Genomic DNA, 20,969 nt, shown 5'->3' with positions numbered 1-20,969 from the left:
CCCGGATCCGGTTGCTACCCCTCCGCGGCCAATTGCACCGCGACGTCGATGATCATGTCCTCCTGGCCGCCCACCAGCGTGAGTTCCCCGCACCGCCGCAGGATCGCCTGGGCCGGCACCCCGTACCGCTCCGCCGCGCGCTCGGCGTGCAGCAGGAAGCTCGAGTACACCCCGGCCCAGCCCTGGACGATCGCGTTGCGGTCCATCTTCGGCCAGCGCTGCAGGTACGGCCGGACGACCTCCTCGGCCGCGTCCAGCAGGCCGCCGACGTCCAGGCCGGTGTCGACCTCCAGGCGGTCGAACACCGCCGCGAGGACCTCCGTCGGCGAGTTGCCCGCCCCGGCGCCGAGGGCGCAGAGCGACCCGTCGATGTAGCGGACCCCGGCTTCGTAGGCCAGCACGGAGTTCGCGACGCCGAGCGAGATGTTCTGGTGGCCGTGGTAGCCGACCCAGGCCTCGTCGCCCACCTCGGCGACCAGGGCCTCGAAGCGGGCGCGGGCTTCGTGCATCAGCAGCGCGCCGGCCGAGTCGGTGACGTAGGCCGCCTGGCAGCCCGCGTCCACCATGATCCGGGCCTGCTTCGCCAGGTCCTCGGGCGGCGTGCGGTGCGCCATCATCAGGAACCCCGCCGTCTCCATGCCCAGTTCGCGCGCCAGGCCGAAGTGCTGCGGCGAGACGTCCGCCTCGGTGCAGTGCGTCGCGACGCGGACCATCTCGGCACCCGCGTCGAACGCCTGCTGCAGGTCTTCGGCCGTGCCGATGCCGGGCACCAGCAGCACCGCGATCTTCGCCTGCTTCGCCTCTTCCCGCGCCGCGGCGATCAGCTTCAGTTCGTCGACGGCGGAGAACCCGTACGTGAACGACGATCCGCCGAGGCCGTCGCCGTGGGTCACCTCGATCACCTCGACGCCGGCGCGGTCCAGCGCGCGCACCGTCTCACGCACCTGCTGCTCGGTGAAGCGGTGTGCCATGGCGTGACTGCCGTCGCGCAGCGTGGTGTCGACGATCCGGACGTCGTGCTTCAACTCGGGCCTGCTCACGCGGGCACCTCCTGCTTCGCGCGGGCCATCAGCTCGCCCACCCGGGCGGCCGCGGCGGTCATGATGTCGAGGTTGCCGGCGTACTCCGGCAGGTAGTCGCCGTTGCCGCGGACCTCCAGGAAGATCCCGACGCGCGCGTTGCCGTCCCACTCCTCACGCGCGTCGTCGAACTGCGGGTCGGCGCGCAGCGCGTAACCCGGGACGTACTTGCGGACCTCGTCGGCCATCTCGTGGATCGACGCGGTGATCGCGTCGCGGTCGGCGTCGATCCCGATCGCGCAGAACACCGTGTCCCGCATGATCATCGGCGGTTCGACCGGGTTGAGGATGATGATGGCCTTGCCGCGCCCGGCGCCGCCGATCTCGGCCACCGCGCCGGACGTCGTGCGGGTGAATTCGTCGATGTTGGCCCGTGTCCCCGGCCCCGCGCCGCGCGAGGCGACCGACGCGACGATCTCCGCGTACGGCACCGGCGTCACCCGGGAAACCGCGTGCACCATGGGGATCGTGGCCTGACCGCCGCAGGTGATCATCGAGACGTTCGGGGCGTCGAGGTGCGCGCCGAGGTTCACCGGCGGGCACACCATCGGGCCGAGGTGCGCCGGGGTCAGGTCGATCGCCTGGATGCCGGCGGCCTCGTAGCGCGGCGCGTTGGCGGCGTGCGCCTTCGCCGACGTCGCCTCGAACACCAGCTGCGGCAACGGGTCCTGGCGCAACAGCCAGTCGACGCCCTCGGCGGACGCCGCGATCCCTTGCGCGCGAGCGCGTTCGAGCCCGTCGGACTCGACCACGCCGACGACGTAACCGACTTCGATCACTTCACTGCGTCGCAGCTTCGCCAGCAAATCGGTGCCGATGTTGCCGGGGCCGACGATCGCCGCCATCACGGGAGCCATGCCCCGACCGTCGCACCGGGCCCGGCCCGCGCGACAGCCCGGTGTTCCGACCAGTGGAACGCCGTCAGCTCCAGATCGTCACGTAGACCGGCGGCCGGAAGCGGGACGGCGGCACCCCGCTGCCCGGCGCCCGCATCACGTGCATCGCGCCCGGCGTGCCCAGGAAGTGCCGCAGCGAGTTGGCCGCACCCGTGCGGCGGTCCGTCGGCAACGTCGTCACGAACCAGCAGGCCGACACCGGAGTCGCGCGGGTCGGGACCACCGTCAGCTCCTTGCGCCGCAGCTGCGGCGCAACCAGGTGTTCCAGCGCCACCGACACGCCCCCGCCGCTCGCCGCGGCCGACCAGGCCGCCGTCTGGTTGGGGAACACCTGGATCGCGTCGTCCGCGACACCGAGCGCGCGCAGCAGGCGGCCGGTGTCGCTGCCCGGGTCGGCGCCCGCCGGGTCGAGCAGCCACCGCCAGTGCGCCGGGCCGCCCTGGTGCCGCCCGTGCGGCGACCCCACCACCACCAGCGAGCCGCGGAAGATCGGCACGCTGTCGAGGCCCTGCCCGCCTTCGGCGCCCGGCTGCGGGCCGAGCGCGACGTCGGCGAGCCGGTTGGCGACCAGGACCGGCAGCTCGGCCGTGCGCGCCACGCCGGCGTTCGCGTCGATCGTGTTGCCCGCCCGTCTGCGGAACGCCTCCAGCAGCGGGTTCGCGACGAACTCGGCGATCTCGCTGGTCACCGCGAGCCGCAGCCGCGCGGCGACGCCGTTGGCCTGCCGGACGGCGGCGTCGGCCTCCGCGCCGAGCGCGACCATCTGCGACGCGATCGGCAGCAGCCTGCTGCCGCCCGCGGTCAGCGTCATCCCGCCGGAGCGCTTGATCAGCAGCTTGTCGCCGTGGTGCTGGCGCAGCGCGGCCAGCGCCTGGGACACCGCGGGCTCGCTCACCCCGAGCGCCTTCGCCGCGTCGGTGACCGACCCCAGCCTGGCCACCAGCACGAACGCGTTCAGCTGGCCCAACGTCATGCGCAGATGCTCTCCGTGACCCCGGTTCCGCCACAACCGCGGATAAGCGAACCATTAATCCGCGCCCCGGCCCAGCGTCCGACCGAGTTATCGTCCGCCCATGGACGAGCCCGGCGACGCGCTGAAGGTGTTCCGCGCGGTCTGGCGTGCCACCGGCCAGGCCGGCGACGACCTCGACCGCGGGCCCCAGAAATCCTGCAAGAGCATGGCGAACGTCGGTTTCGACCGGTTCGCCGAAGACGACGACCCGGCCGCCGCGTGGCGCGCCCGGCTCGCCCGCGAGGGCAAGCTCGGCGGCTCGACGGTCCGCGACCTCGTGCTCGGCCCGGACCGGTAGATGGACTACCCGGACACCGTCGCGGAGCTCACCGGGGCGTTGCGCGGCGGCGGTTACCTCGCCGACCGCGGCCTCGCCACCGCGCTGCTGGTGGCGGTGTCGCTGCACCGGCCGCTGCTGCTGGAGGGTGAGGTCGGCGTCGGCAAGACCGAGCTGGCGCGCACCCTCGCCGCGGTCTTCGGAAAGCGCCTGATCCGGTTGCAGTGCTACGAAGGCATCGACACCGCGCAGGCGCTCTACGAATGGGACTACGCGCGCCAGCTCCTGCAGATCCGGGCCCTGCCGGAGCGCGAGGCCGCCGGCGAGACGGCCGTCGACCAGCTCTTCGGGCCGAAGTTCCTGGTGGAGCGCCCGCTGCTGGCCGCCGTCCGCGCCGGTGCTGGGGCGGTGCTGCTGATCGACGAAATCGATCGCGCCGACGACGAGTTCGAGGCGTTCCTGCTGGAGCTGCTGGCCGACTTCCAGGTGACGATCCCGGAGATCGGCACGATCACCGCGGCCACGCCCCCGGTCGTGCTGCTGACGTCCAACCGCACCCGCGAGCTGCACGACGCGCTGAAACGGCGCTGCCTGTACCACTGGATCGGCTACCCGGACGCCGAGCGCGAGGCCGAGATCGTGCGGATCCGCGAGCCCGGCGTCGGGGAAGCGTTGACGCGCAAGGTGGTCACGGCCGTGCACCGGCTCCGGAAGCTCGACCTGGCGAAGCCGCCGGGTGTCGCGGAGACCGTCGACTGGGCGCGGATGCTCACCTTCCTCGGCGCGGCGGACCTCGACCACGCGTCGGCCACCGACACCCTCGGCGCCGTCGTCAAGGACCGCGACGACCTCGACGTCGTGCGCGAGCACCTGGCGGAACTCACCTCCGGTGCCTGACCTGGCGCGGGTCCTCGTGGGGTTCGGGCGCGCGCTGCGGGCCGAGGGCCTCGCGGTCGGCACCGGCGACATGCTCACCTTCTGCCGGGCGGCGGCCCGGCTCGACCCGGCCGACCTGGTCGACGTCTACTGGGCGGGCCGGCTGACGCTGGTGCGCCGCCGCGAGGACATCGCGCGCTACGACGTCGTCTTCCGCCGCTGCTTCCTCGACGCCGACGACGCGCCGCCCGAGTTCGCCACCCTCACCGCCACCCTGGAGTCCGGCGCCGTGCTCTCCCTGCCGGAGTCGGGGAACCCCGGGGAAGAACAGGAGACCCCGCATGCCGCCGGACTCGCCGCGTCCACTGTGGACAGCCTGCGGTACAAGGCGTTCGGCGCCTGCACACCCGACGAGCTGGCGGCGATCCGCCGCATGACCGTCCGCCTGGGCTTGACTCCCCCGCGCCGGCGGACCCGCCGGAGCCGCCCCGCCCGCACCGGGCCGATCGCCGACCTGCGCGCCACCGTGCGCGAATCGCTGCGGCTGTCCGGCGAACCGGCCCGGCTGCACCGGCGCCGCCGCCGCGTCCGGCCCCGGCCGCTGACGCTCGTCCTCGACGTCTCCGGGTCGATGGCCGACTACTCGCGCGCCCTGCTGCAGTTCGCGTACTCGGCGGGCCGGGCCACCACGCACGTCGAGGTGTTCTGCTTCGGCACCCGGCTCTCGCGGATCACCGACGAGCTGCGCACCCGTGACGTCGACGAGGCCCTCGACCGCGCCGCGAAAGCCGTCTTCGACTGGGACGGCGGCACGCGGATCGGCGCGTCGCTGGCCGAGTTCGTCCGCACCTGGGGCCGGCGGGGCCGGTGCCGCGGCGGCATCGTCGTCGTCTGCTCCGACGGCCTCGACCGCGGCGACCCCGACGTCCTGGCCCGCGCGGTGGAGCGGCTGGCCCGGCTGTGCCACCGTCTCGTGTGGACGAACCCGCACCCCGGCGGCGACTCGCTCGGCCTGAGCGTGGTGCGCCCGCACGTCGACGTCCTCGTGTCCGGCCAGGACCTGCGCGGCCTCGAGGAGCTGGCCGCGCTGCTGCCGGCGCTGGAGCGCTCGTGATCCGCCTCGGGACCGCGGCGGGCTACCCGTTCGACGGCCCCCGGCTGCTCGGCGGCTGGACCCCGCCCGTGGCCCCGGCCGTCTACGCGATCCTCTGCCGCCCCGACGCCGAGGCGCGCCCCGGCCGCTACGCCGTGATCTACGCCGGGCAGGCCGACGACCTCGCCGCCGCGGGCCTGCCGTTCCGGCACCCGCGGGCGCCGTGCTGGATCGCCCGGGCGGGTTCGCGGTGGAAAGTGCACATCTGCACGTACGATCCGCCGGGCGGGCTGCGGTCGCACCGCGAGCAGATCGTGCGCGAGCTGGCGGCGGTGTACCGGCCGCGCTGCAACCGCGAACGGTACGAACACGCCTGGGAGGACGAATGGATCGGGCACAGCCGGTGACACCGGCGTTCGAGGTCGTGGCCGGGGCGGGTTCGCTGCGCAGCGTCAGCGGGGTGACGTTCCCGCACCGGTGGACGCCCGCGGGGGTGAGCGTCGAGACGGACTTCACCGGCGGTCACCTGCTCAACCTCGCCGCCGCGGGGTGCGTCCTCAACGATCTGTACCGCGAGGCGGAACCCCTGGGCGTCGAGCTGACCGGCGTCCGCGTGACGGCCGGCGGCGGCTTCGACACCGAGACCTGGGCGTCCACCGGGATCAGCTACCGGGTCGAGCTGGACTCCCCCGCGTCGGCCGAGGAGCTGGACCGGCTGCTGGCGGCGGTCGACGCCGTCGCCGAGATCCCCCGCGCGCTGCGGGCCGGGGCGACGGTGCGCCGCGTGCCCTGAACCGTCACGGCCGCGACCACCGCGACCAAGGCGCCGCCCACCATCACGGCCGGGACCGACAGCGCGTCCACCACGAACCCGCCGGCCAGCGCGCCCGCCGAGAGCGTCGCCTGGAAGGACGCCGTGAACACCACGGTCGCCGCCTCCGGGGCGTCCGGCGCCGCGCGGGCGAACCACGTCTGCGAGCAGACCGGCACCGCGCCGTAGCCGAGGCCCCACACGACGAGCAGCGGGAACGCGCCGATCGGGCCGGCGAACGGCAGCGCCGCGGCGGACACGGCGATGAGGAGCGCCGCCGCGGTGAAGGTGACCGGGAGGCGGCGGGTGCCGGCGAGGAACGTCCCGGCGATCCCGGCCGCGCCGTAGACCAGCAGGTACGCGCTGGTCAGGCCGGGACTGAGCAGGGCCGTCACGTAGGTGTAGGTGCCGAAGTGCGCCAGGACGACGAGGAACGTCACCGCGAGTCCACTTCGGACACCCGACCGGCGGAGCAGGTTCTTGAGGACGGCGGCCCGGGTCACCGTGCCGGGTGGCAGCGGCGGCACGAACGCCAGCAGCGCGGCGAAGGCGGCCAGGCTCAGCAGGGCGAGCAGGAGGAACGCTGTCCGCCAGCCGGCGAGCTGCCCCACGAGCGTGCCGAGCGGCACGCCGAGCACCGAGCCGAGCGGGACGGCGGCGAAGATCACGGACGTCGCGCGGGCGGCGTTCGCGGGGGCGAGCCGCGGCGCGAGGCCGGCGCCGATCGACCAGAACCCGCCGATGACCAGGCCGACGAGGAACCGCGCGAAGAGCAGCACCCAGAACGCGGGCGCGGCGGCGGTGAGGAAGCCGGAGAGGGCGAGCAGGAGCATCAGCGCGGCGAGCATCGGCCGCCGGTCGAGCCGTTTTGTCGCGACGGTGACGACGGGTGCCGCGACGGCCGCGACGAACCCGGGCATGGTCATCGTCCAGCCGGCGACCCCGGGTGAGACGCCGAAGCCGTCCGCGATCGGCGTCAGCAGCCCGATCGGGAGGATCTCGGTGGTGACGATGGCGAAGATCCCGAGCGTCACGGCGGCGACGGCGCGGGGCTGGCGTGCGGTCATGATCGCCAGTAGACGGGCCCGGGGTCCGCGGGCGCTGGCGGTTTCGCGACAACTCGGGTGACGTCGGATTCCCGCCGGTTTGATCACCGGGGGTTCGGGGCAGTTCAGCGGGCAGACCCGACCGAGGAGGTTCGATGGCCACACGCTGGCACGTCATCCCGCGGACCACGCCGCTCTGCTGGCTCAGCATGGCGGCCGGCGTCCTGTTGCTGGTGTCGAGCATCGTCACGCTGTCGACGTCCGCCGCGCGGATGCCGGCCCTGGAGATCATCGTGGCGGTGCTGGCGGTGGTCCTGATCGTCTGCGCCGCGCTGGGGCTGGCGAAACCGCAGCTCAGGGGCCGTTGAGTAGTGTTGTCGATCGAGGAGTCGCCGTGACCGATCAGCCCGCAGGCGAAGCACAGCTCGCCGAGGTCCGCGAAAGCATCAAGGAAGCCAAGGAGGCCGCCGAGCAGGCGGAACACACCGGCATCGCCGACGCCACGCCGGACAAGGTGGAAGCCGTCGAGGACGGCGGCGAAGGGGACGCCGAAGAGGCAGCGGACACGGACTGAGAACCGCCCCGAGTGTGCCCGGTCGCGACCGGGCACACTCGACGAGCGCTAGCCCGGCCGCCGGCGGGTGGTTGTTCGGCGGTGTGTGGTCGTCTTCCTCGGGGTCACCGTTGTCGTGTGGGCTCGGGTTGTCCGGTCGTCCGGGGCCGTCGTCGTGGTCACCGGAGGCGTTGTCGTCGAGACCGGCGCAGTCACCGTCGATTCCGTTGTGGACGGAACCGATGTTGTCGACTGTTGCACCACCTGACCGCTCCCGGACCGGCCCCCGCTGCACGCGGCGAGGACCACTCCCGCCGTCAGCACCAGGCCGCACCACCACACTCGCATCGCCGGGACGCTACCAGCGCGTCCCGCGCGAAAGGGGCGAAACGGCTCAACGCGGTGCGAAGCCGACGGCGTCGTGCAGGCGGGAGCGGCGGGTGCCCGATGCCGGGCGGGCCACAGTGGCGGCCGGTGCCGGGGCGGCCCGGACGATGTCCTCCGCCATTCCGTACAGCAGCGGCAGCGCGCCCGCCACCACGGCCCCGGTCCGGTTGATGTGCGTGACGCCCGGGACGATCAGTGCCGCGTGGCCGTTGATCGTGCGCACCGTCTCCGCGCACTCCTCCAGGTTCGTCGCGATCCGGGCCAGCAAGGACCCCACCCAGAACAGGTAGCACGCCAGGCCCGCGATCAGCAGCACGATGTCCAGCACCGTCAAGACGACCAGCAGCGTCATGTCCGGGCCCTCCCCAGGAACAGGTGGTGCTCCAGGCCCTCCGCGAGCACCGCGTCCACTCGCGACGCCGTCTCCGGGATCAGCGACGTCGACGCCGTGTTCGCCGCGGCCGCGGCCAGGGTGTCCCGCACCGCCACCACCCGGCGGTCGATCACCCGGACCAGCACGATCAGCACGCTCAGTAGCGCCGCCACCGCGAGCACCACCACGAACCCGGCGATCACCGCCACCCACCACGACGTCATGTCAGCCTCCCAGCCTGGTCCGGCCGCGCCGCAGCCCGGCGACGATCACTTCGGCGTGCTCGATGGTCGTGCTCAGCTCCGCGAGCGGCGCCGTGTGACGGACGGCGTCGCGCAGCGCGCCGTCGATCAGCGGGGCCTCGCGCCCGATCGACCTCGCCAGCAGCAGGATCGGCACCACCAGCGCGACGACGACCAGCACGACCACGATCCCGATCGCGAACCCCACCACCCAGCCGGTGCTCACACCGACTCGCAGAAGTCGCGGACGGGCTTGAGGTTCGCGTTGACCGAGGCGAGCGCGCCCGGCACCGGCGCGGTCCGGTCGGCGACCACCCGCACGCCGCCGGTGACGGCGCGGAGCGTGTCGCGGATGTGTCGCAAGTGGAGGATCACCCGCAGCAGCCCGACCGCGGCGAACAGGATGATCAGCGCGGCGATGGCCAACGTGCACCAGGCGACGACCGGCATCACGGAACTCCTAATCAGTCTGGGAGCGAGCCATACGGCAAACTCCTGGTCGGTAGCCGACCGGCAGGTGAGCACTCAGGATTCCTGGACGACCGAGTCCTGCTGAAAGATCGTGCCCCTGCCGGTTGGACGGGAGAATTGATCGCTGCTGGGATGTCGTGCCCCGCGCGCTGGTCGCGCGTGAGCACTGCTTGATTAGGTCGCTGATAGTTCTCCCGCCGGCTGCTCACGGTGACCGAGATCGGGAGGACAATTGAGGCTGTTCGCAGGAGACGACTGGGCTGAAGACCACCACGACGTGGAGGTGATGGACGGCTCCGGTCGCAGGCTGGCCAAGGCCCGGCTGCCCGAAGGCGTCGCCGGGATGGCCAGGCTGCACGCAATGATCGGCGAGCTGACCGGGGACGAGACCGACGAGGCCGAGGTGCTGGTCGGGATCGAGACCGACCGAGGCCCCTGGGTCGCGGCGCTGGTCGCGGCCGGATACACGGTGCTGGCGGTCAACCCGTTGCAGTCCGCGAGGTTCCGTGACCGGCTGGGGGTCTCGGGCGCCAAAAGCGACCCCGGCGACGCCCACGTGCTGGCTGACATGGTCCGCACCCACAGCCACGAGCTGCGGCCGGTCGCCGGGGATTCCGCGCGGGCCGAGGCGGTCAAGGTCGTGACCCGCACCCATAAAACCCTGATCTGGGAACGAACCCGTCACACCCAGCGGTTGCGGCACGCGCTGCGGGACTACTTCCCCGCCGCGCTGGTCGCGTTCGACGACCTCGACGCCGCCGACACCCTGGAGTTGCTGGCCAAGGCCCCCACCCCGGCCCAGGCCGCCCGGTTGACCCTCGCCCAGATCAACGGCGCGCTGAAGCGGGCGCGCCGCAAGAACATCGCCGGGAAGGCGACGGTGATCCAGGCCGCGCTGCGCGCCGAGCATCTCGGCCAACCGGATGTCGTGGCTGCCGCCTACGCCGCCTCGGTCCAGGCGCTGATCGCTGTCCTGACCGTCTTGGACGCGCAGGTCAAAACTTTGCAGGGGCAGGTGGAGGCCTATTTTGGCCAGCACCCGGCCGCTGAGATCGTCCTGTCCCAGCCTGGTCTGGGGCCGGTTCTCGGCGCCCGGGTGCTCGCAGAGTTCGGTGACGACCCCGACCGCTACGCCACCGCCAAGGCCCGCAAGAACTACGCCGGGACCTCGCCGATCACCCGAGCCTCCGGCCGGAAAAGGGTCGCCCTGGCCCGGTTCGTGCACAACGACCGGCTCATCGACGCGCTTCTGACCCAGGCGTTCAGCGCGCTCAGTCGCTCGCCTGGCACCCGCGCCTGCTACGACCGGCAACGCGCTCGCGGCGTCAGCCACAACGCCGCGCTTCGCCAGGTCGCCAACCGACTCGTCGGCATCCTCCACGGCTGCCTCAAAACCGGCACCCTCTACGACGAGACGACCGCCTGGTCGCATCACGCCGAGAACGTTGCTGCTTGACATCTACGCTCCTGGGATGTCTTTCAGCCCAGCAGTTTCGCGACGCTGCCCGCGTACCGGGTGGCGCCGACGGCGACTTCGCCGATGGTCCGGCCGGTCTGGGCGAGCGCCGCCGGCACCGGCTCCAGCTGCCCGGCCAGCTCGACGCCGCCCACGAGGATCGCGTCGGTGGCCGCGCGGATCCGTTCGCACGCGGCCAGGACGCGATTCAGCAGCGCGATCACCACCGGCAGCACGACGAGCAGCAGCACGGCGTTGCCGATCCACCACAGGACCATGTCTCCTCCTCAGACCGGCGAGCTCGGATAGGGCAGGAAGAACCGGCGGAACACGCGTCTCAACGCCATGAGCGTCGCCTGCAGGCCGATGCTGAACCCGCGCGCCGGGGCCGCGCCGGCGACCTCCTCGCCGCGTTCGGCGCGGTCGATGCCGCGCTGCAGGTTGGCCGCGAAGTCGCGCATCAGCACGGAGGTGACGTCGGCGATCATGCCGCGGCCGTACTGCGCCGCCGCGCCGGAGACCTGCAGGTCCTGGGTGACGTGCACGCGTGTCACGCCGCCGGCCGATGTCAGCCGGGCGGTGACGATCATGCTCGCCTGGCCGCGGCCCTTCTCGTCGGCGCCTGCCGCGTCGACGACGATGCGCTTCGCGGCGTCATCCCGGGAAGCGATCTTCGCCGTGCCGCCGAACTTCAGCGCCACCGGTCCCATGCGGACACTCACGCGGCCCTCGTACGCCTCGTCGCCCAGGTCCTCGGTCAGCTCGGCGCCGGGCAGGCACGCGGCCACCTTCGGGACGTCGTCGAAGAACCGCCAGACCTTGTCGATCGGCTGCCCGACCGCGAACTCGTTCTCGATCAGCATCGGCTCTCCTTCTTCGCGTACGCGGCCGGGTCCCGGCGGAACGCGTCGCGGCACCCGGCGCAGCAGAAGTAGTACGCGACACCGTCGCACTCGACCGGGTCGCGCCGGGCCACGGTCATCCCGCACACCGGATCCACGGCCTCCTCGGCTACGCGCTCGACGACCCGCACCGGACGTCCCGCCGCGCGCAGCCGGACCAGTTCGGCGAGCACGGCGACCGCGATCTCCCGGTGCTCGACCGCGCCGAGGTCGACGCCGGCGGGCACCTGGACGCGGGCGAGCCGGTCGGCGGGCACCCCGCGGTCGGCGAGGTAGCCGAGCACCGCCTCACCCCGCTTGCGCGAACCCACCAGCCCGACGTACGCCGGGTTCCGCGTCAGCGCGCGTTCCAGCGTCTCCTCGTCGTTGTGGCCCTGGGTCGCGACGACCACGTAGGACCGTTCGGTCACCGAAGCCAAGTCTTCGCTCAGCTCCGCCCGCCAGCCCAGCGCCGTCGCCAGCGCGACCAGCGTGTGCGCCAGCGGCGAGCGGCCGGCCACCACGAGGTGCGGGGCCGGGACGACGGGCTCGACGTAGATCTCCAGCGCGCCCTCGCTCTGGCACGAGATCGGCACGACGGTCATCCCGTCGGGTACCGACCCGAACCGGTCCGGCGTGCCGAGCAGCAGCAACCGCGGCGTGCCCTCGGCCAGCGCCTGCCGGGCTTCGCGCAGCACGACGGGTTCCGCGCAGGCGCCGCCGATCCAGCCGTGCAGCTCGCCGTCCTCGGTGACGATCGCGCGGCAGCCTTCCTTGCCCGACGACGGGCCTTCGCGCCACACGACCGTGGCGAGCGCGAACGCCTCGCCGCGGCGGGCCCGGTCGCCCGCTTCCGCCAGGACGTCCCAGCCGTCCATCAGTCGTCCGTCCGGACCGGCGGCACGCCCGAGACGTCCCGGCCGGTCCGCAGCGCCTGCCACACGCGGTCCGGCAGCAGGGGCATGTCGATGTTGCGGACGCCGGTGCCGTCGAGCGCGTCCATCACGGCGTTGACGAACGCCGCCGGCCCGCCGACCGCCGCGCACTCGCCGATGCCCTTGGCGCCGATCGGGTGGTGCGGTGACGGCGTGACGACCTCGCTGTGCAGCTCGAACCCCGGTGTCTCCCACGCGGTCGGGAGCAGGTAGTCCATGTAGTTCGAGCCGACGCAGTTGCCTTCCTCGTCGAAGGTGATGAACTGCATGTTCGACATCGCGTACGCCTCGGTGAGACCCCCCATGATCTGCCCCTCGACGATCATCGGGTTGATGCGGACCCCGCAGTCGTCGACCGCGACGAGGTTCAGCACGTCCCACACGCCGCTCTCCGGGTCGACCTCGACGGTCGCGATGTAGACGGCGAACGGCCAGGTCAGGTTGGGCGGGTCGTAGTAGGCGTGGTTCTCCAGCCCCGGTTCCATCCCGTCGGGCATGTTCGAGTACGCGGCCATCGCGCACTCCTGGATGGTGACGCCGCGGTCGGGCACGCCGCGGACGTAGAACCGGCCCAGCTCCCACTCGACGTCCTCTTCGGACACTTCGAGCAGGTGCGCCGCGAGTTTCCGCGCCTTGGCGCGGATCTTGCGCGACACCATCGAGATCGCCGCGCCGCCGACCGGCGTGCTGCGGGAGGCGTAGGTGCCCATCCCGAACGGCGCGGTGTCGGTGTCGCCCTCCTCCACCGTGACGTCCTCGGCCGGGATGCCCAGCTCGTGGCTGACGATCTGCGCCCACGTCGTCTCGTGGCCCTGGCCCTGGCTCTTCGTCCCGACGCGCAGCAGCGCCTTGCCGGTGAGGTGCACCCGCAGCTCGGCGGAGTCGAACATCTTGATGCCGAGGATGTCGTACTCGCGGCTGTTGCCGGCGCCGAGCGGCTCGGTCATCGTCGAGATGCCGATGCCCAGCAGGCGGCCGCGTTTGCGCGCTTCTTCCTTCCGCTTCAGGAAGTCCTCGTAGCCGATCGCCTTCAGGCCGACGTCGAGGCACTTCTCCGGCTGGCCGGAGTCGACGAGGAAGCCGAACGGCGTCCGGTACGGGAACTGGTCCGCGCGCACGAAGTTGCGGCGCCGGAACTCCGCCGGGTCGATGCCGAGGTCCTTCGCGGCCTGGTGCACCATGCGTTCCTGGAAGAACATCGCCTCCGTGACGCGGAACGAGCACCGGTAGGCGACGCCGCCGGGCGCCTTGTTCGTGTAGACACCGCGCGCGGTGAGGTGCGCGGCCGGGATGTCGTAACAGGCGAACGCCGAGTGCAGCAGGCCGATCTTGAACTTGCTCGGCTGGGCGTCGGCGAAGAACGCGCCGTGGTCGGCGTCGGCGTGGATGCGGACGCCGAGGATCTTGCCGTCCTCGCGCAGCGCCAGCTCGCTGTCGAGGTACATGTCGCGGGCGAACCCGGTGGAGATGAGGTTGCCGGACTTGTCCTCGATCCACTTGACGGGGCGTTCCAGCAGGATCGAGCACAGGATCGAGCAGACGTACCCGGGGTACACCGGCACCTTGTTGCCGAAGCCGCCGCCGATGTCCGGCGACACGATCCGGATCATGTGCTCGGGCAGCTCCGCGATCATCGCGACGGCGGCGCGGACGATGTGCGGCGCCTGCGTGGTCATGTAGACGGTCAGCTTCTGCGTCGCGCGGTCGTAGTCGGCGACCGACGCGCAGCACTCGATCGGCGACGGGTGCGAACGCGGGTAGTGCAGGCGCAGCTTGGAGATCCGGTCGGCGTTCGCGAACGCGCGGTCGGTGCCGGTCTTGTCGCCGACTTCCCAGTGGTAGACGACGTTGCCGTCCTGGCCGGCCTTGTCGTCGCGGATCACCGGCGCGTCCTCGGCGAGCGCCTGTTCCGGGTTGACGACCACCGGCAGCGGCTCGTACTCGACGTCGATCGCGTCGCAGGCGTCCTTGGCGATGTACGGGTCGTCGGCGACGACGCAGGCGACCTCCTGGCCCTGGAACCGGACCTTGTCGGTGGCCAGCACGGCCTGGGTGTCGTACGACAGCGTCGGCATCCACGCGAGGTTGCGCGTCGCGGCCATGTCGCCGGTGAGCACGAGGTGGACGCCGGGGATCTCCCACGCCTTGCCGGTGTCGATCGACTTGATCCGCGCGTGCGCCATCGGGCTGCGCAGGATCTCCATGTGCAGCATGCCGGGCAGCACGATGTCGTCGGTGTAGCGGCCTTGACCGCGGATGAACCGGCTGTCCTCGACGCGCTTGCGGCTCGCGCCGATGCCGCCGATCCCGACCTCGTCGAGTGCCTTCGTCACTGGTCTTCCTTCCGCAGTTTCGCGGCGGCCCAGAGCACCGACTTGACGATGTTCTGGTACCCGGTGCACCGGCAGAGGTTGCCCGACAGGGCCCAGCGGACGTCCTCTTCGGACGGATCGGGTTCGCGGTCCAGCAACGCTTTCGCGGCGAGCATCATGCCGGGCGTGCAGAACCCGCACTGCAGGCCGTGCTCCTCGCGGAAGCCCTCCTGCACCGGGTGCAGCTCGCTGGCCGACGCCAGGCCTTCGACGGTGGTCACCTCGTGACCGTCGGCCTGCACGGCGAGCATCGTGCAGGACTTCACCGGCGTGCCGTCGACGAGCACGGTGCAGGCGCCGCAGCTGGTCGTGTCGCAGCCCATGTGCGTGCCGGTGAGGCGCAGCCCCTGCCGCAGCAGGTGCGACAGCAGCAGCCGCGGCTCGCACTCGATGACCCTGCGGCGGCCGTTCACGGTCACCGTGATCCGGCGTTCGGGCACGCCCGCGGCCGGTTCGTCGCGAACTTCGTGCACGAGGCTCATCGGGTGGTCCCTTCCAGTGCGCGCACCACGAAGGTGTGCACCATGTGCCGCTTGTACGCGGCGCTGCCGCGGTGGTCGGACTTCGGCCGGGCGGCCGCCGCGGCGAGCGTCGCCGCCTCTTCGATCGTCTCGGCGGTCAGCGGTCCGCCGACGAGCGCCGCGGCCGCGTCGGCGCACTCGATGGTGGCGCCGCCGACGCCGGTGAGCGCGATCCCAGCCCGGCCGACCCGGCCGTCGGGGGTGGTGTCGACGGCGACCGCGACGCCGACCGTCGCGAAGTCGCCGACCCGGCGTTCCAGCTTGAGGTAGCCGCCTGACGGCGTCCCGCGTGGCGCGGGGATGACGGCCTCGACGGCGATCTCGTCCGGGGCGAGGGCGTTCTGGAACGGGCCGAGCACGAACTCGCGCGCCGGGATGCTCCGCCGTCCGCCCGGCCCGGCCGCGACGATCGAGCCGTCGAGAGCCAGCACCACCGACGCCCAGTCGCCCTGCGGGTCGGCGTGGCACAGCGACCCGACGAGCGTGCCGCGGTTGCGGACGATCGGGTCGGCGATGAGCGGCGCCGCGGCGGCCATGGTCGGCTGGGTGTCGCGCAGCAGGTCCGACCGTTCCAGCGTCACGTGCCGGCAGAGCGCGCCGACGTGCAGGTTCCCGGCGTCGTCGACCTCGTGGTGGTCGAGCCCCGGGAGGTTGTTGATGTCGACGAGCAGCGCGGGCGCGGCGAAGCGGAGCTTCATCAGCGGCACCAGGCTCTGCCCGCCGGCGAGGACCTTCGCCTCGTCGCCGTGGTCGCGCAGCAGGCCGAGCGCCTCGTCGAGCTCGCGCGGGGCCTCGTAGGAGAACCGGGTCGGGTACATGGGCGTCAGTCCTCCGTCCTCAGTCCTCGTCCGGGACGGCGACCGGCAGGGTGTCCTCCTCGGGCTCCGGCCGCGGCCGCTGGTGCGGCGGCCACGGCCCCGCGACGGGCTGCCCGGCCACCTTGAGGAACCCGATCAGCTGGGGCCACGCCCAGACGGTCGGGCCGGGGCCTTCCTTCGGCGCGTTCTCGACGAGTTCGTAGAGCCGCGGATTGCCGCGGCTGTGCCCGTCGGACTCGATCCGCATGACGCGTACCCGCTTCCGCCGTCGATCAGGTGATCGGATGGTCCCCCCGGAGGACACGCAGGGCAACGAGCGAATAACCCTTCGCTTAACCGTCGAGGCCGGCCGTGGCGTACCACACGTGGGTGATCTTCGCGGTGGCGTGGGTGATCAGCGCGGATACCGGGTAACCGCCGCTTGGTGGCCGGTTCGCGGCCCGAAAATCGAGGGGATGTGGTCCCGGTGTCCGAAGTGTCCCGGCTTCCGGTGGTCGTCAGCGAGAACTGGGATTGGCAGATGCGCGGGGCGTGCCGGGGGATGGACGCCGGTGTGTTCTTCCACAGCGACAACGAACGCGGGATGGCGCGCAAGCGCCGCGAAGACCTCGCCAAGCAGATCTGCGCGAGCTGCCCGGTGCGCCTGCAGTGCCTCGACCACGCCGTCGCGGTGCGGGAGACGCACGGCATCTGGGGCGGGCTCGGCGAGGGCGAGCTGCGTCAGCTGATCGCCACCCGCATCTAGCCCAGCTGCTGGAGACCGACCACCGCGAGCAGCCGCAGGGCGTCGTGAGCAGGGGTGCCGGCGTCGGCGGTGAACAGCACGACGTGCTGGTCGCGTTCCGGGACGACGAGGATGTCGCAGGTCAAGGTGATCGGCCCGATCTGCGGGTGGTCGACGGTCTTCGTCAGGTGCCGCTCGTCGGAGACCTCGGGGCTGGGCCACAGCGCGGCGAACTCGGGACTCTCGCGCAGCAGTTCGCGGATGAGCCCCTGGGTGGCGGGGTCGTTCGGGTAGCGCGCGGCGGCCGCGCGCAGGTGACCGGCCGCGAAGACGCCGAAGTCGCCGCCGCCGCTGAGGCCGTAGTGCCGGCGGCTCGCGTCCGGGTGCAGGAAGTAGCGGCGGATCATGTTCCGCTCGCGGCGCGGCCGGCCCGAGAAGTCCTCCAGGAGCGCCGCCGCGAGGGGGTTCCAGGCCAGGACGTCGTACTTCGCGTCGAGCACGATCGCCGCCGTGTCCGGCAGCCGCTCGATCAGGTCCATGATCCGGTCCGGGACGTCGGCCGACGGACCCGGCGGCTCCGCGAGCTGCCCGCCGAGCGTGTAGAGGTGGTCCCGTTCGGCGTCGTTGAGCCGCAACGCCCGGCCGAGCGCGGCGAGCACGTGCCGCGACGGGTGCGGGCCGCGGGCCTGCTCCAGCCGCGTGTAGTACTGCGTGGAGATGTGCGCCAGCTGCGCGACTTCCTCCCGGCGCAGGCCCGGCGTGCGACGCGGCCCGGCCGCGGGCAGGCCGGCGTCAGCCGCTCGCGGTGCAGCCGCAGGAACCGGCCGAGTGCGTGCTTGTCCATGCTTCGAGCATCTCCCGGACGCGCCGGCTCTGCCAGGTACAGCCAGGGCCTGCCAGAGCCGGCGACGGCGTCGCACGGTGGAGGCATGACCCAGAACGGAATGTTGTCCGGCAAGATCGCCCTCGTCACCGGAGCCAGCCGCGGCATCGGCGCGGCGGCCGCCCGCCTGTTCACCGCGGAGGGCGCGACCGTCGTCCTCGCCGCCCGCACCGAGAGCGACCTGAAGACCATCGCCGAAGACCTGCCCGGCGCGTCCTACGTCGTCGCCGACCTGGGCGACGTCGCGAGCATCGACCACGCCGTGGACACCGTCGTCGAGCGGCACGGACGGCTCGACATCGCCTTCAACAACGGCGCCGTCGGCGTCCCGCCGCACCCGATCGCCGACTTCCCCGAAGCCGACTTCGACCTCGTCGTGAACGTCAACCTCAAGGGCGTGTTCTACGCCGTGTCGGCCGAGGTCAAGGCCATGCAACGCACCGGCGGCGGAGCGATCGTCAACACCAGCAGCGTCGGCAGCCTGATCGGCAACCCGGCGCTGCCCGCCTACGGCGCGGCCAAGCGCGCGGTCAACAGCATCACCGAGTCGGCCGCCGTCACGTACGGCCCGGCCGGGATCCGCGTCAACGCGATCGCCCCGGGCCTGACGCTCACCGAGATGGTCGACGAGTGGAACCGCCACGACCCCGGCATCGTGGACCGGATCGTCGCGGGCACCCCGCTCGGGCGGGCGGCCACACCGGCGGAGATCGCGGAGGCCGCCGCCTGGCTGCTGAGCGACCGCGCGTCCTTCGTGACGGGCGTGGTGCTGCCGGTCACCGGAGGGACAGCGGTCTGACGACCGTGTCAGGACGGCGTCAGGGCCGTGTCAGGCGAGCCGCAGACAGTCGCCTCATGACAACGAACAGCACGACCTGGTCCGGCATGGTGGCGATCGACGACACGGCCCTGGCGGTCACCGACACCGGCGGTCCCGGCATCCCCGTGATCTACCTCAACGGCCAGTTCGCCACCCAGGGCTACTGGCGCCGGGTCGTCGCCGAGCTCGGTGCCGGCTTCCGGCACATCACCTACGACGAGCGGGCGCGCGGCAAGTCGAAGCGCTCGGGCGACTACTCCTTCGAGGTCGCCGTCCGGGACGTCGACGCCGTGCTCGCCGCCCGGGGCGTGGACCGGGCGCTGGTGGTCGGCTGGTCCTACGGCGCGCTCGTCGGCGCGCACTGGGCCGCCCGGAACCCGGCGCGGACGATCGGCGCGGTCCTGGTCGACGGCGCCTTCCCGTACGACTGGCTCGACGACGCCATGGAGCAGCGGATCCGCAAGCTGTTCAAGCGGATGAGCTGGTTCCTGCCGCTGCTGCGCCCCACCGGCCTGGCCCCGCGGATGAGCGCCGAGCAGCAGGCCGAGAGCAACATCGAGGTCGGCGTGCTCTCCCGCGAACGCGAGCTGGGCCCGGTGCTCGACGCGATCACGGTCCCGACGCGGTTCGTGGTCGCGTCGGGGACGTCGCTGGGCAGCCGCGGCGACGAGCAGGAGCGGATCCGGGCCGGCCTCGACGCCGCGGTCGCCCGCAACCCGCACATCGAGGTGAGCGCGAAGGTCGCGAGCAACCACGGCGCGATCCTGCGCAAGGACTTCGGCGCGGTCGCCGGGGCCGTCCGCGAGGTCGCGGGCACGCGGACCGGCCTTACGGCACCAGGTAGCGCGTCAGGAGACTCGACCCGTCGGTGAGCACGGTGCCGAGGTCCAGCTTCAGCGGGTCGAAGGCACCGCCGACGGCGGCCCGGTCCGCCGTTCCGGCCACCAGGAACGGCGCGACCGTCAGCCGGAACTCGTCGACCAGGCCCGCCTCGGCCAGCGACGCGAACAGCCGGGGCCCGCCTTCGCAGTCGATCCGGCGGAGACCACGCTCGGTCAGGGCGGCGACGGCGCGGTCGAGCGCGACGTGCTCCTCCCCCGCGACGATCACGTCGGCCCCCGCCGCGACCCAGGCGTCGCGCTGGTCCTCCGGCGTCCGCTCGCTGGTGATGACGATGGTCGGCACGGCGGCGCCGGTGATCACGGGCGCGTCGGGCGGCAGGCCGCGGCCGGTGGTGACGACGGCGATCGGCGGGACCGGCTCGAGGCCGTGGCGCCGGCGGCGGTCCGCGGTCTCCTCGTCCGGGTGGACGCCGTCGAACTCCTCGACCACCGCGGTCCCGGCGCCGAGCAGGACGACGTCGGCGAGGTCGCTGCCCAGCTTGAACACGACCCGGTCGGGCTCGGTCGACAGCGGGCGCGAGCGGCCGGCGACGGTGATCGCGCCGTCCGTGCTCGACACGAAGTTGACGACCAGCCACTTCGCGACGTCGGGGAAGCGGTAGAGGGCTTCGAGGTCGTCCCGCCCGATTTCGCGGACGCTCTCCGGCGGCCAGATCTGCTGGAGTTTCACAGCCACCGCACCGCGTTCTTCGGCGGCCGGGTGCCGACGATGCTCGCGATCATCTCGACCACGTGCCGCGTCTCGCGGACCTGGTGCGCCCGGAACATCGCGGCGCCGTGCGCGGCCGCGAGCGCGGTGGCGGCCAGCGTCCCGGTGACCCGGTCGTCCATGCCGACGTCGAGCGTCTCGCCGACGACGCCCTTGTTGGACAGCGCCATCAGCACCGGCCACCCGGTGGCCACGAGCTTGTCGACGTTGCGCAGCACGGCCAGCGACTGGTGGGTGTTCTTCGAGAAGTCGATGCAGGGGTCGATCATGATGCCCTCGCGCGGGACGCCGCGCTCGACCGCCCGCTCGGCGAGTGCGGTCGTGTCGGCGATCACCGACGCGACGACGTCGTCGTAGACCGGCTTCACCGGGTCGGTGCGCGGGTCGAGACCGTCGGTGTGGGCGCAGATGTAGCCCGCGCCGTGCTCCGCGGCGACGTCCAGGATCTCGGCGTCGTAGGCGGCCCAGTTGTCGTTGATCAGGTCCGCGCCGGCGCGGCAGACGGCGTCGGCGACCTCGGCGCGGTAGGTGTCGACGCTGATCACGACGTCCGGGAAGTGCTCGCGGGCCCACGCCACGGTCGGCACGACCCGGGCGATCTCCTCCTTGACGGTGACCTCGGGGCCCGGGCTGGCCGGCACGCCGCCGATGTCGATCACGGCGGCGCCGTCGTCGAGCACCCGGCCGATCGCCGCCTGCGCCCGCTCCTCCTCGAACGTCACCCCGTTGTCGTAGAACGAGTCCGGGGTCCGGTTGACGATCGCCATCACCAGCGCGTTGTCGCTGGTCAGGCGCCGTCCCCGGAAGACGAGGTCGTGGATCGGCATGCGGT

At 72.4% G+C, this 20,969-nt stretch carries 28 protein-coding genes and 1 pseudogene; 11 read left to right on the top strand and 18 right to left on the bottom strand.

Annotated elements, in window-relative coordinates; translation table 11 throughout:
- Positions 1 to 14: 14 nt before the first annotated feature.
- The 3 genes from dmpG to OHS58_RS07970 all read right to left on the bottom strand — a co-directional run bounded on the left by dmpG (position 15) and on the right by OHS58_RS07970 (position 2,948).
- The gene (dmpG, locus tag OHS58_RS07980) at positions 15 to 1,040 is read right to left on the bottom strand and encodes a 4-hydroxy-2-oxovalerate aldolase (RefSeq protein ID WP_328647728.1); all 1,026 of its coding nucleotides are present in this window, start codon (positions 1,038 to 1,040) and stop codon (positions 15 to 17) included.
- Complete coding sequence (locus OHS58_RS07975; RefSeq protein WP_326952609.1) at positions 1,037 to 1,936, bottom strand: acetaldehyde dehydrogenase (acetylating); 900 nt, start codon at positions 1,934 to 1,936, stop codon at positions 1,037 to 1,039. Before OHS58_RS07975 ends, dmpG begins: the two co-directional genes overlap by 4 nt.
- Before the next feature lie 64 nt (positions 1,937 to 2,000).
- Complete coding sequence (locus OHS58_RS07970) at positions 2,001 to 2,948, bottom strand: LysR family transcriptional regulator (RefSeq protein WP_247052656.1); 948 nt, start codon at positions 2,946 to 2,948, stop codon at positions 2,001 to 2,003.
- 100 nt (positions 2,949 to 3,048) lie between these two features.
- Between OHS58_RS07970 and OHS58_RS07965 the strand changes: the two genes are divergently transcribed.
- The 5 genes and pseudogenes from OHS58_RS07965 to OHS58_RS07945 all read left to right on the top strand — a co-directional run.
- Complete coding sequence (locus tag OHS58_RS07965) at positions 3,049 to 3,285, top strand: hypothetical protein (RefSeq protein WP_326950494.1); 237 nt, start codon at positions 3,049 to 3,051, stop codon at positions 3,283 to 3,285.
- Positions 3,286 to 4,161 (top strand): AAA family ATPase, encoded by an 876-nt coding sequence (locus tag OHS58_RS07960; protein ID WP_328647727.1) that lies wholly within the window; start codon positions 3,286 to 3,288, stop codon positions 4,159 to 4,161.
- Positions 4,154 to 5,254, top strand: a complete 1,101-nt coding sequence (locus tag OHS58_RS07955) for a vWA domain-containing protein (protein WP_328647726.1) — start codon at positions 4,154 to 4,156, stop codon at positions 5,252 to 5,254. Before OHS58_RS07960 ends, OHS58_RS07955 begins: the two co-directional genes overlap by 8 nt.
- A complete protein-coding gene (locus OHS58_RS07950) occupies positions 5,251 to 5,640 on the top strand; it encodes a hypothetical protein (protein ID WP_328647725.1) in 390 nt (129 codons plus the stop codon). Before OHS58_RS07955 ends, OHS58_RS07950 begins: the two co-directional genes overlap by 4 nt.
- Positions 5,619 to 5,951 (top strand): annotated as a pseudogene (locus tag OHS58_RS07945) (OsmC family protein); the annotation flags it as partial. The gene OHS58_RS07950 and the pseudogene OHS58_RS07945, both read left to right, overlap by 22 nt.
- On the opposite strand, the gene OHS58_RS07940 reads toward OHS58_RS07945, so the two are convergent.
- Positions 5,900 to 7,111: an MFS transporter gene (locus OHS58_RS07940; protein ID WP_328647724.1), complete on the bottom strand. Its 1,212-nt coding sequence runs from the start codon at positions 7,109 to 7,111 to the stop codon at positions 5,900 to 5,902. The pseudogene OHS58_RS07945 and the gene OHS58_RS07940 overlap by 52 nt on opposite strands.
- A gap of 134 nt (positions 7,112 to 7,245) precedes the next feature.
- Between OHS58_RS07940 and OHS58_RS07935 the strand changes: the two genes are divergently transcribed.
- A complete protein-coding gene (locus OHS58_RS07935) occupies positions 7,246 to 7,458 on the top strand; it encodes a hypothetical protein (RefSeq protein WP_247052668.1) in 213 nt (70 codons plus the stop codon).
- Positions 7,459 to 7,484: 26 nt separating this feature from the next.
- Positions 7,485 to 7,664 (top strand): hypothetical protein, encoded by a 180-nt coding sequence (locus OHS58_RS07930; RefSeq protein WP_247052670.1) that lies wholly within the window; start codon positions 7,485 to 7,487, stop codon positions 7,662 to 7,664.
- A 373-nt stretch (positions 7,665 to 8,037) separates the two neighbouring features.
- On the opposite strand, the gene OHS58_RS07925 is transcribed toward OHS58_RS07930, so the two are convergent.
- From OHS58_RS07925 to OHS58_RS07910, 4 genes are read right to left on the bottom strand one after another with little or no spacing between them, the layout of a single operon-like run.
- Positions 8,038 to 8,382: a hypothetical protein gene (locus OHS58_RS07925; RefSeq protein WP_328647723.1), complete on the bottom strand. Its 345-nt coding sequence runs from the start codon at positions 8,380 to 8,382 to the stop codon at positions 8,038 to 8,040.
- On the bottom strand, positions 8,379 to 8,627 hold the full coding sequence (locus OHS58_RS07920; RefSeq protein ID WP_328647722.1) for a hypothetical protein: 249 nt from the start codon (positions 8,625 to 8,627) through the stop codon (positions 8,379 to 8,381). The genes OHS58_RS07925 and OHS58_RS07920 overlap by 4 nt, the downstream gene beginning before the upstream one ends.
- A 1-nt stretch (position 8,628) precedes the next feature.
- Positions 8,629 to 8,871 carry a hypothetical protein gene (locus OHS58_RS07915; protein WP_328647721.1) on the bottom strand — a complete coding sequence of 81 codons (243 nt, stop codon included), beginning with the start codon at positions 8,869 to 8,871 and terminating at the stop codon, positions 8,629 to 8,631.
- Positions 8,868 to 9,095 carry a hypothetical protein gene (locus OHS58_RS07910; RefSeq protein WP_328647720.1) on the bottom strand — a complete coding sequence of 76 codons (228 nt, stop codon included), beginning with the start codon at positions 9,093 to 9,095 and terminating at the stop codon, positions 8,868 to 8,870. The genes OHS58_RS07915 and OHS58_RS07910 overlap by 4 nt, the downstream gene beginning before the upstream one ends.
- Before the next feature lie 253 nt (positions 9,096 to 9,348).
- On the opposite strand from OHS58_RS07910, the gene OHS58_RS07905 reads away from it, so the two are divergent.
- Positions 9,349 to 10,572 (top strand): IS110 family transposase, encoded by a 1,224-nt coding sequence (locus OHS58_RS07905; protein WP_442875495.1) that lies wholly within the window; start codon positions 9,349 to 9,351, stop codon positions 10,570 to 10,572.
- A 23-nt stretch (positions 10,573 to 10,595) separates the two neighbouring features.
- Here OHS58_RS07905 and OHS58_RS07900 read toward each other — a convergent pair whose 3' ends face one another.
- From OHS58_RS07900 to OHS58_RS07870, 7 genes are read right to left on the bottom strand one after another with little or no spacing between them, the layout of a single operon-like run.
- On the bottom strand, positions 10,596 to 10,850 hold the full coding sequence (locus OHS58_RS07900; protein ID WP_326952598.1) for a hypothetical protein: 255 nt from the start codon (positions 10,848 to 10,850) through the stop codon (positions 10,596 to 10,598).
- 9 nt (positions 10,851 to 10,859) lie between these two features.
- On the bottom strand, positions 10,860 to 11,435 hold the full coding sequence (locus tag OHS58_RS07895; protein WP_328647719.1) for an SRPBCC family protein: 576 nt from the start codon (positions 11,433 to 11,435) through the stop codon (positions 10,860 to 10,862).
- Positions 11,429 to 12,331: an XdhC family protein gene (locus OHS58_RS07890; protein WP_328647718.1), complete on the bottom strand. Its 903-nt coding sequence runs from the start codon at positions 12,329 to 12,331 to the stop codon at positions 11,429 to 11,431. Before OHS58_RS07890 ends, OHS58_RS07895 begins: the two co-directional genes overlap by 7 nt.
- A complete protein-coding gene (locus OHS58_RS07885) occupies positions 12,331 to 14,721 on the bottom strand; it encodes an aerobic carbon-monoxide dehydrogenase large subunit (RefSeq protein WP_328647717.1) in 2,391 nt (796 codons plus the stop codon). Before OHS58_RS07885 ends, OHS58_RS07890 begins: the two co-directional genes overlap by 1 nt.
- The gene (locus OHS58_RS07880; protein ID WP_326952595.1) at positions 14,718 to 15,242 is read right to left on the bottom strand and encodes a (2Fe-2S)-binding protein; all 525 of its coding nucleotides are present in this window, start codon (positions 15,240 to 15,242) and stop codon (positions 14,718 to 14,720) included. Before OHS58_RS07880 ends, OHS58_RS07885 begins: the two co-directional genes overlap by 4 nt.
- Positions 15,239 to 16,099: an FAD binding domain-containing protein gene (locus OHS58_RS07875; RefSeq protein WP_328647716.1), complete on the bottom strand. Its 861-nt coding sequence runs from the start codon at positions 16,097 to 16,099 to the stop codon at positions 15,239 to 15,241. Before OHS58_RS07875 ends, OHS58_RS07880 begins: the two co-directional genes overlap by 4 nt.
- Before the next feature lie 19 nt (positions 16,100 to 16,118).
- On the bottom strand, positions 16,119 to 16,346 hold the full coding sequence (locus OHS58_RS07870; protein ID WP_326950509.1) for a hypothetical protein: 228 nt from the start codon (positions 16,344 to 16,346) through the stop codon (positions 16,119 to 16,121).
- A gap of 219 nt (positions 16,347 to 16,565) precedes the next feature.
- On the opposite strand from OHS58_RS07870, the gene OHS58_RS07865 reads away from it, so the two are divergent.
- The gene (locus OHS58_RS07865) at positions 16,566 to 16,844 is read left to right on the top strand and encodes a WhiB family transcriptional regulator (protein ID WP_247052696.1); all 279 of its coding nucleotides are present in this window, start codon (positions 16,566 to 16,568) and stop codon (positions 16,842 to 16,844) included.
- Here the strand turns inward: OHS58_RS07865 and OHS58_RS07860 are convergent.
- On the bottom strand, positions 16,841 to 17,743 hold the full coding sequence (locus tag OHS58_RS07860) for a helix-turn-helix transcriptional regulator (protein WP_328647715.1): 903 nt from the start codon (positions 17,741 to 17,743) through the stop codon (positions 16,841 to 16,843). The genes OHS58_RS07865 and OHS58_RS07860 overlap by 4 nt on opposite strands.
- Before the next feature lie 9 nt (positions 17,744 to 17,752).
- Here OHS58_RS07860 and OHS58_RS07855 point away from each other — a divergent pair, with 9 nt between their 5' ends.
- Both OHS58_RS07855 and OHS58_RS07850 read left to right on the top strand, forming a co-directional pair.
- Positions 17,753 to 18,505, top strand: a complete 753-nt coding sequence (locus OHS58_RS07855) for an SDR family NAD(P)-dependent oxidoreductase (RefSeq protein ID WP_328647714.1) — start codon at positions 17,753 to 17,755, stop codon at positions 18,503 to 18,505.
- A 56-nt stretch (positions 18,506 to 18,561) separates the two neighbouring features.
- Complete coding sequence (locus OHS58_RS07850; protein ID WP_328647713.1) at positions 18,562 to 19,398, top strand: alpha/beta fold hydrolase; 837 nt, start codon at positions 18,562 to 18,564, stop codon at positions 19,396 to 19,398.
- On the opposite strand, the gene OHS58_RS07845 is transcribed toward OHS58_RS07850, so the two are convergent.
- Together OHS58_RS07845 and folP are read right to left on the bottom strand one after the other, a co-directional pair.
- Positions 19,355 to 20,098 carry a pyrimidine reductase family protein gene (locus OHS58_RS07845; protein WP_328649780.1) on the bottom strand — a complete coding sequence of 248 codons (744 nt, stop codon included), beginning with the start codon at positions 20,096 to 20,098 and terminating at the stop codon, positions 19,355 to 19,357. The genes OHS58_RS07850 and OHS58_RS07845 overlap by 44 nt on opposite strands.
- Positions 20,095 to 20,964 carry a dihydropteroate synthase gene (gene folP / locus OHS58_RS07840; protein ID WP_326950511.1) on the bottom strand — a complete coding sequence of 290 codons (870 nt, stop codon included), beginning with the start codon at positions 20,962 to 20,964 and terminating at the stop codon, positions 20,095 to 20,097. Before folP ends, OHS58_RS07845 begins: the two co-directional genes overlap by 4 nt.
- Positions 20,965 to 20,969: the final 5 nt, after the last annotated feature.

The organism is Amycolatopsis sp. NBC_00348, assembly GCF_036114655.1.
In the GTDB taxonomy this organism is placed as follows: Bacteria; Actinomycetota; Actinomycetes; order Mycobacteriales; family Pseudonocardiaceae; genus Amycolatopsis.
This window is presented reverse-complemented; position numbering and strand designations above follow the sequence as displayed.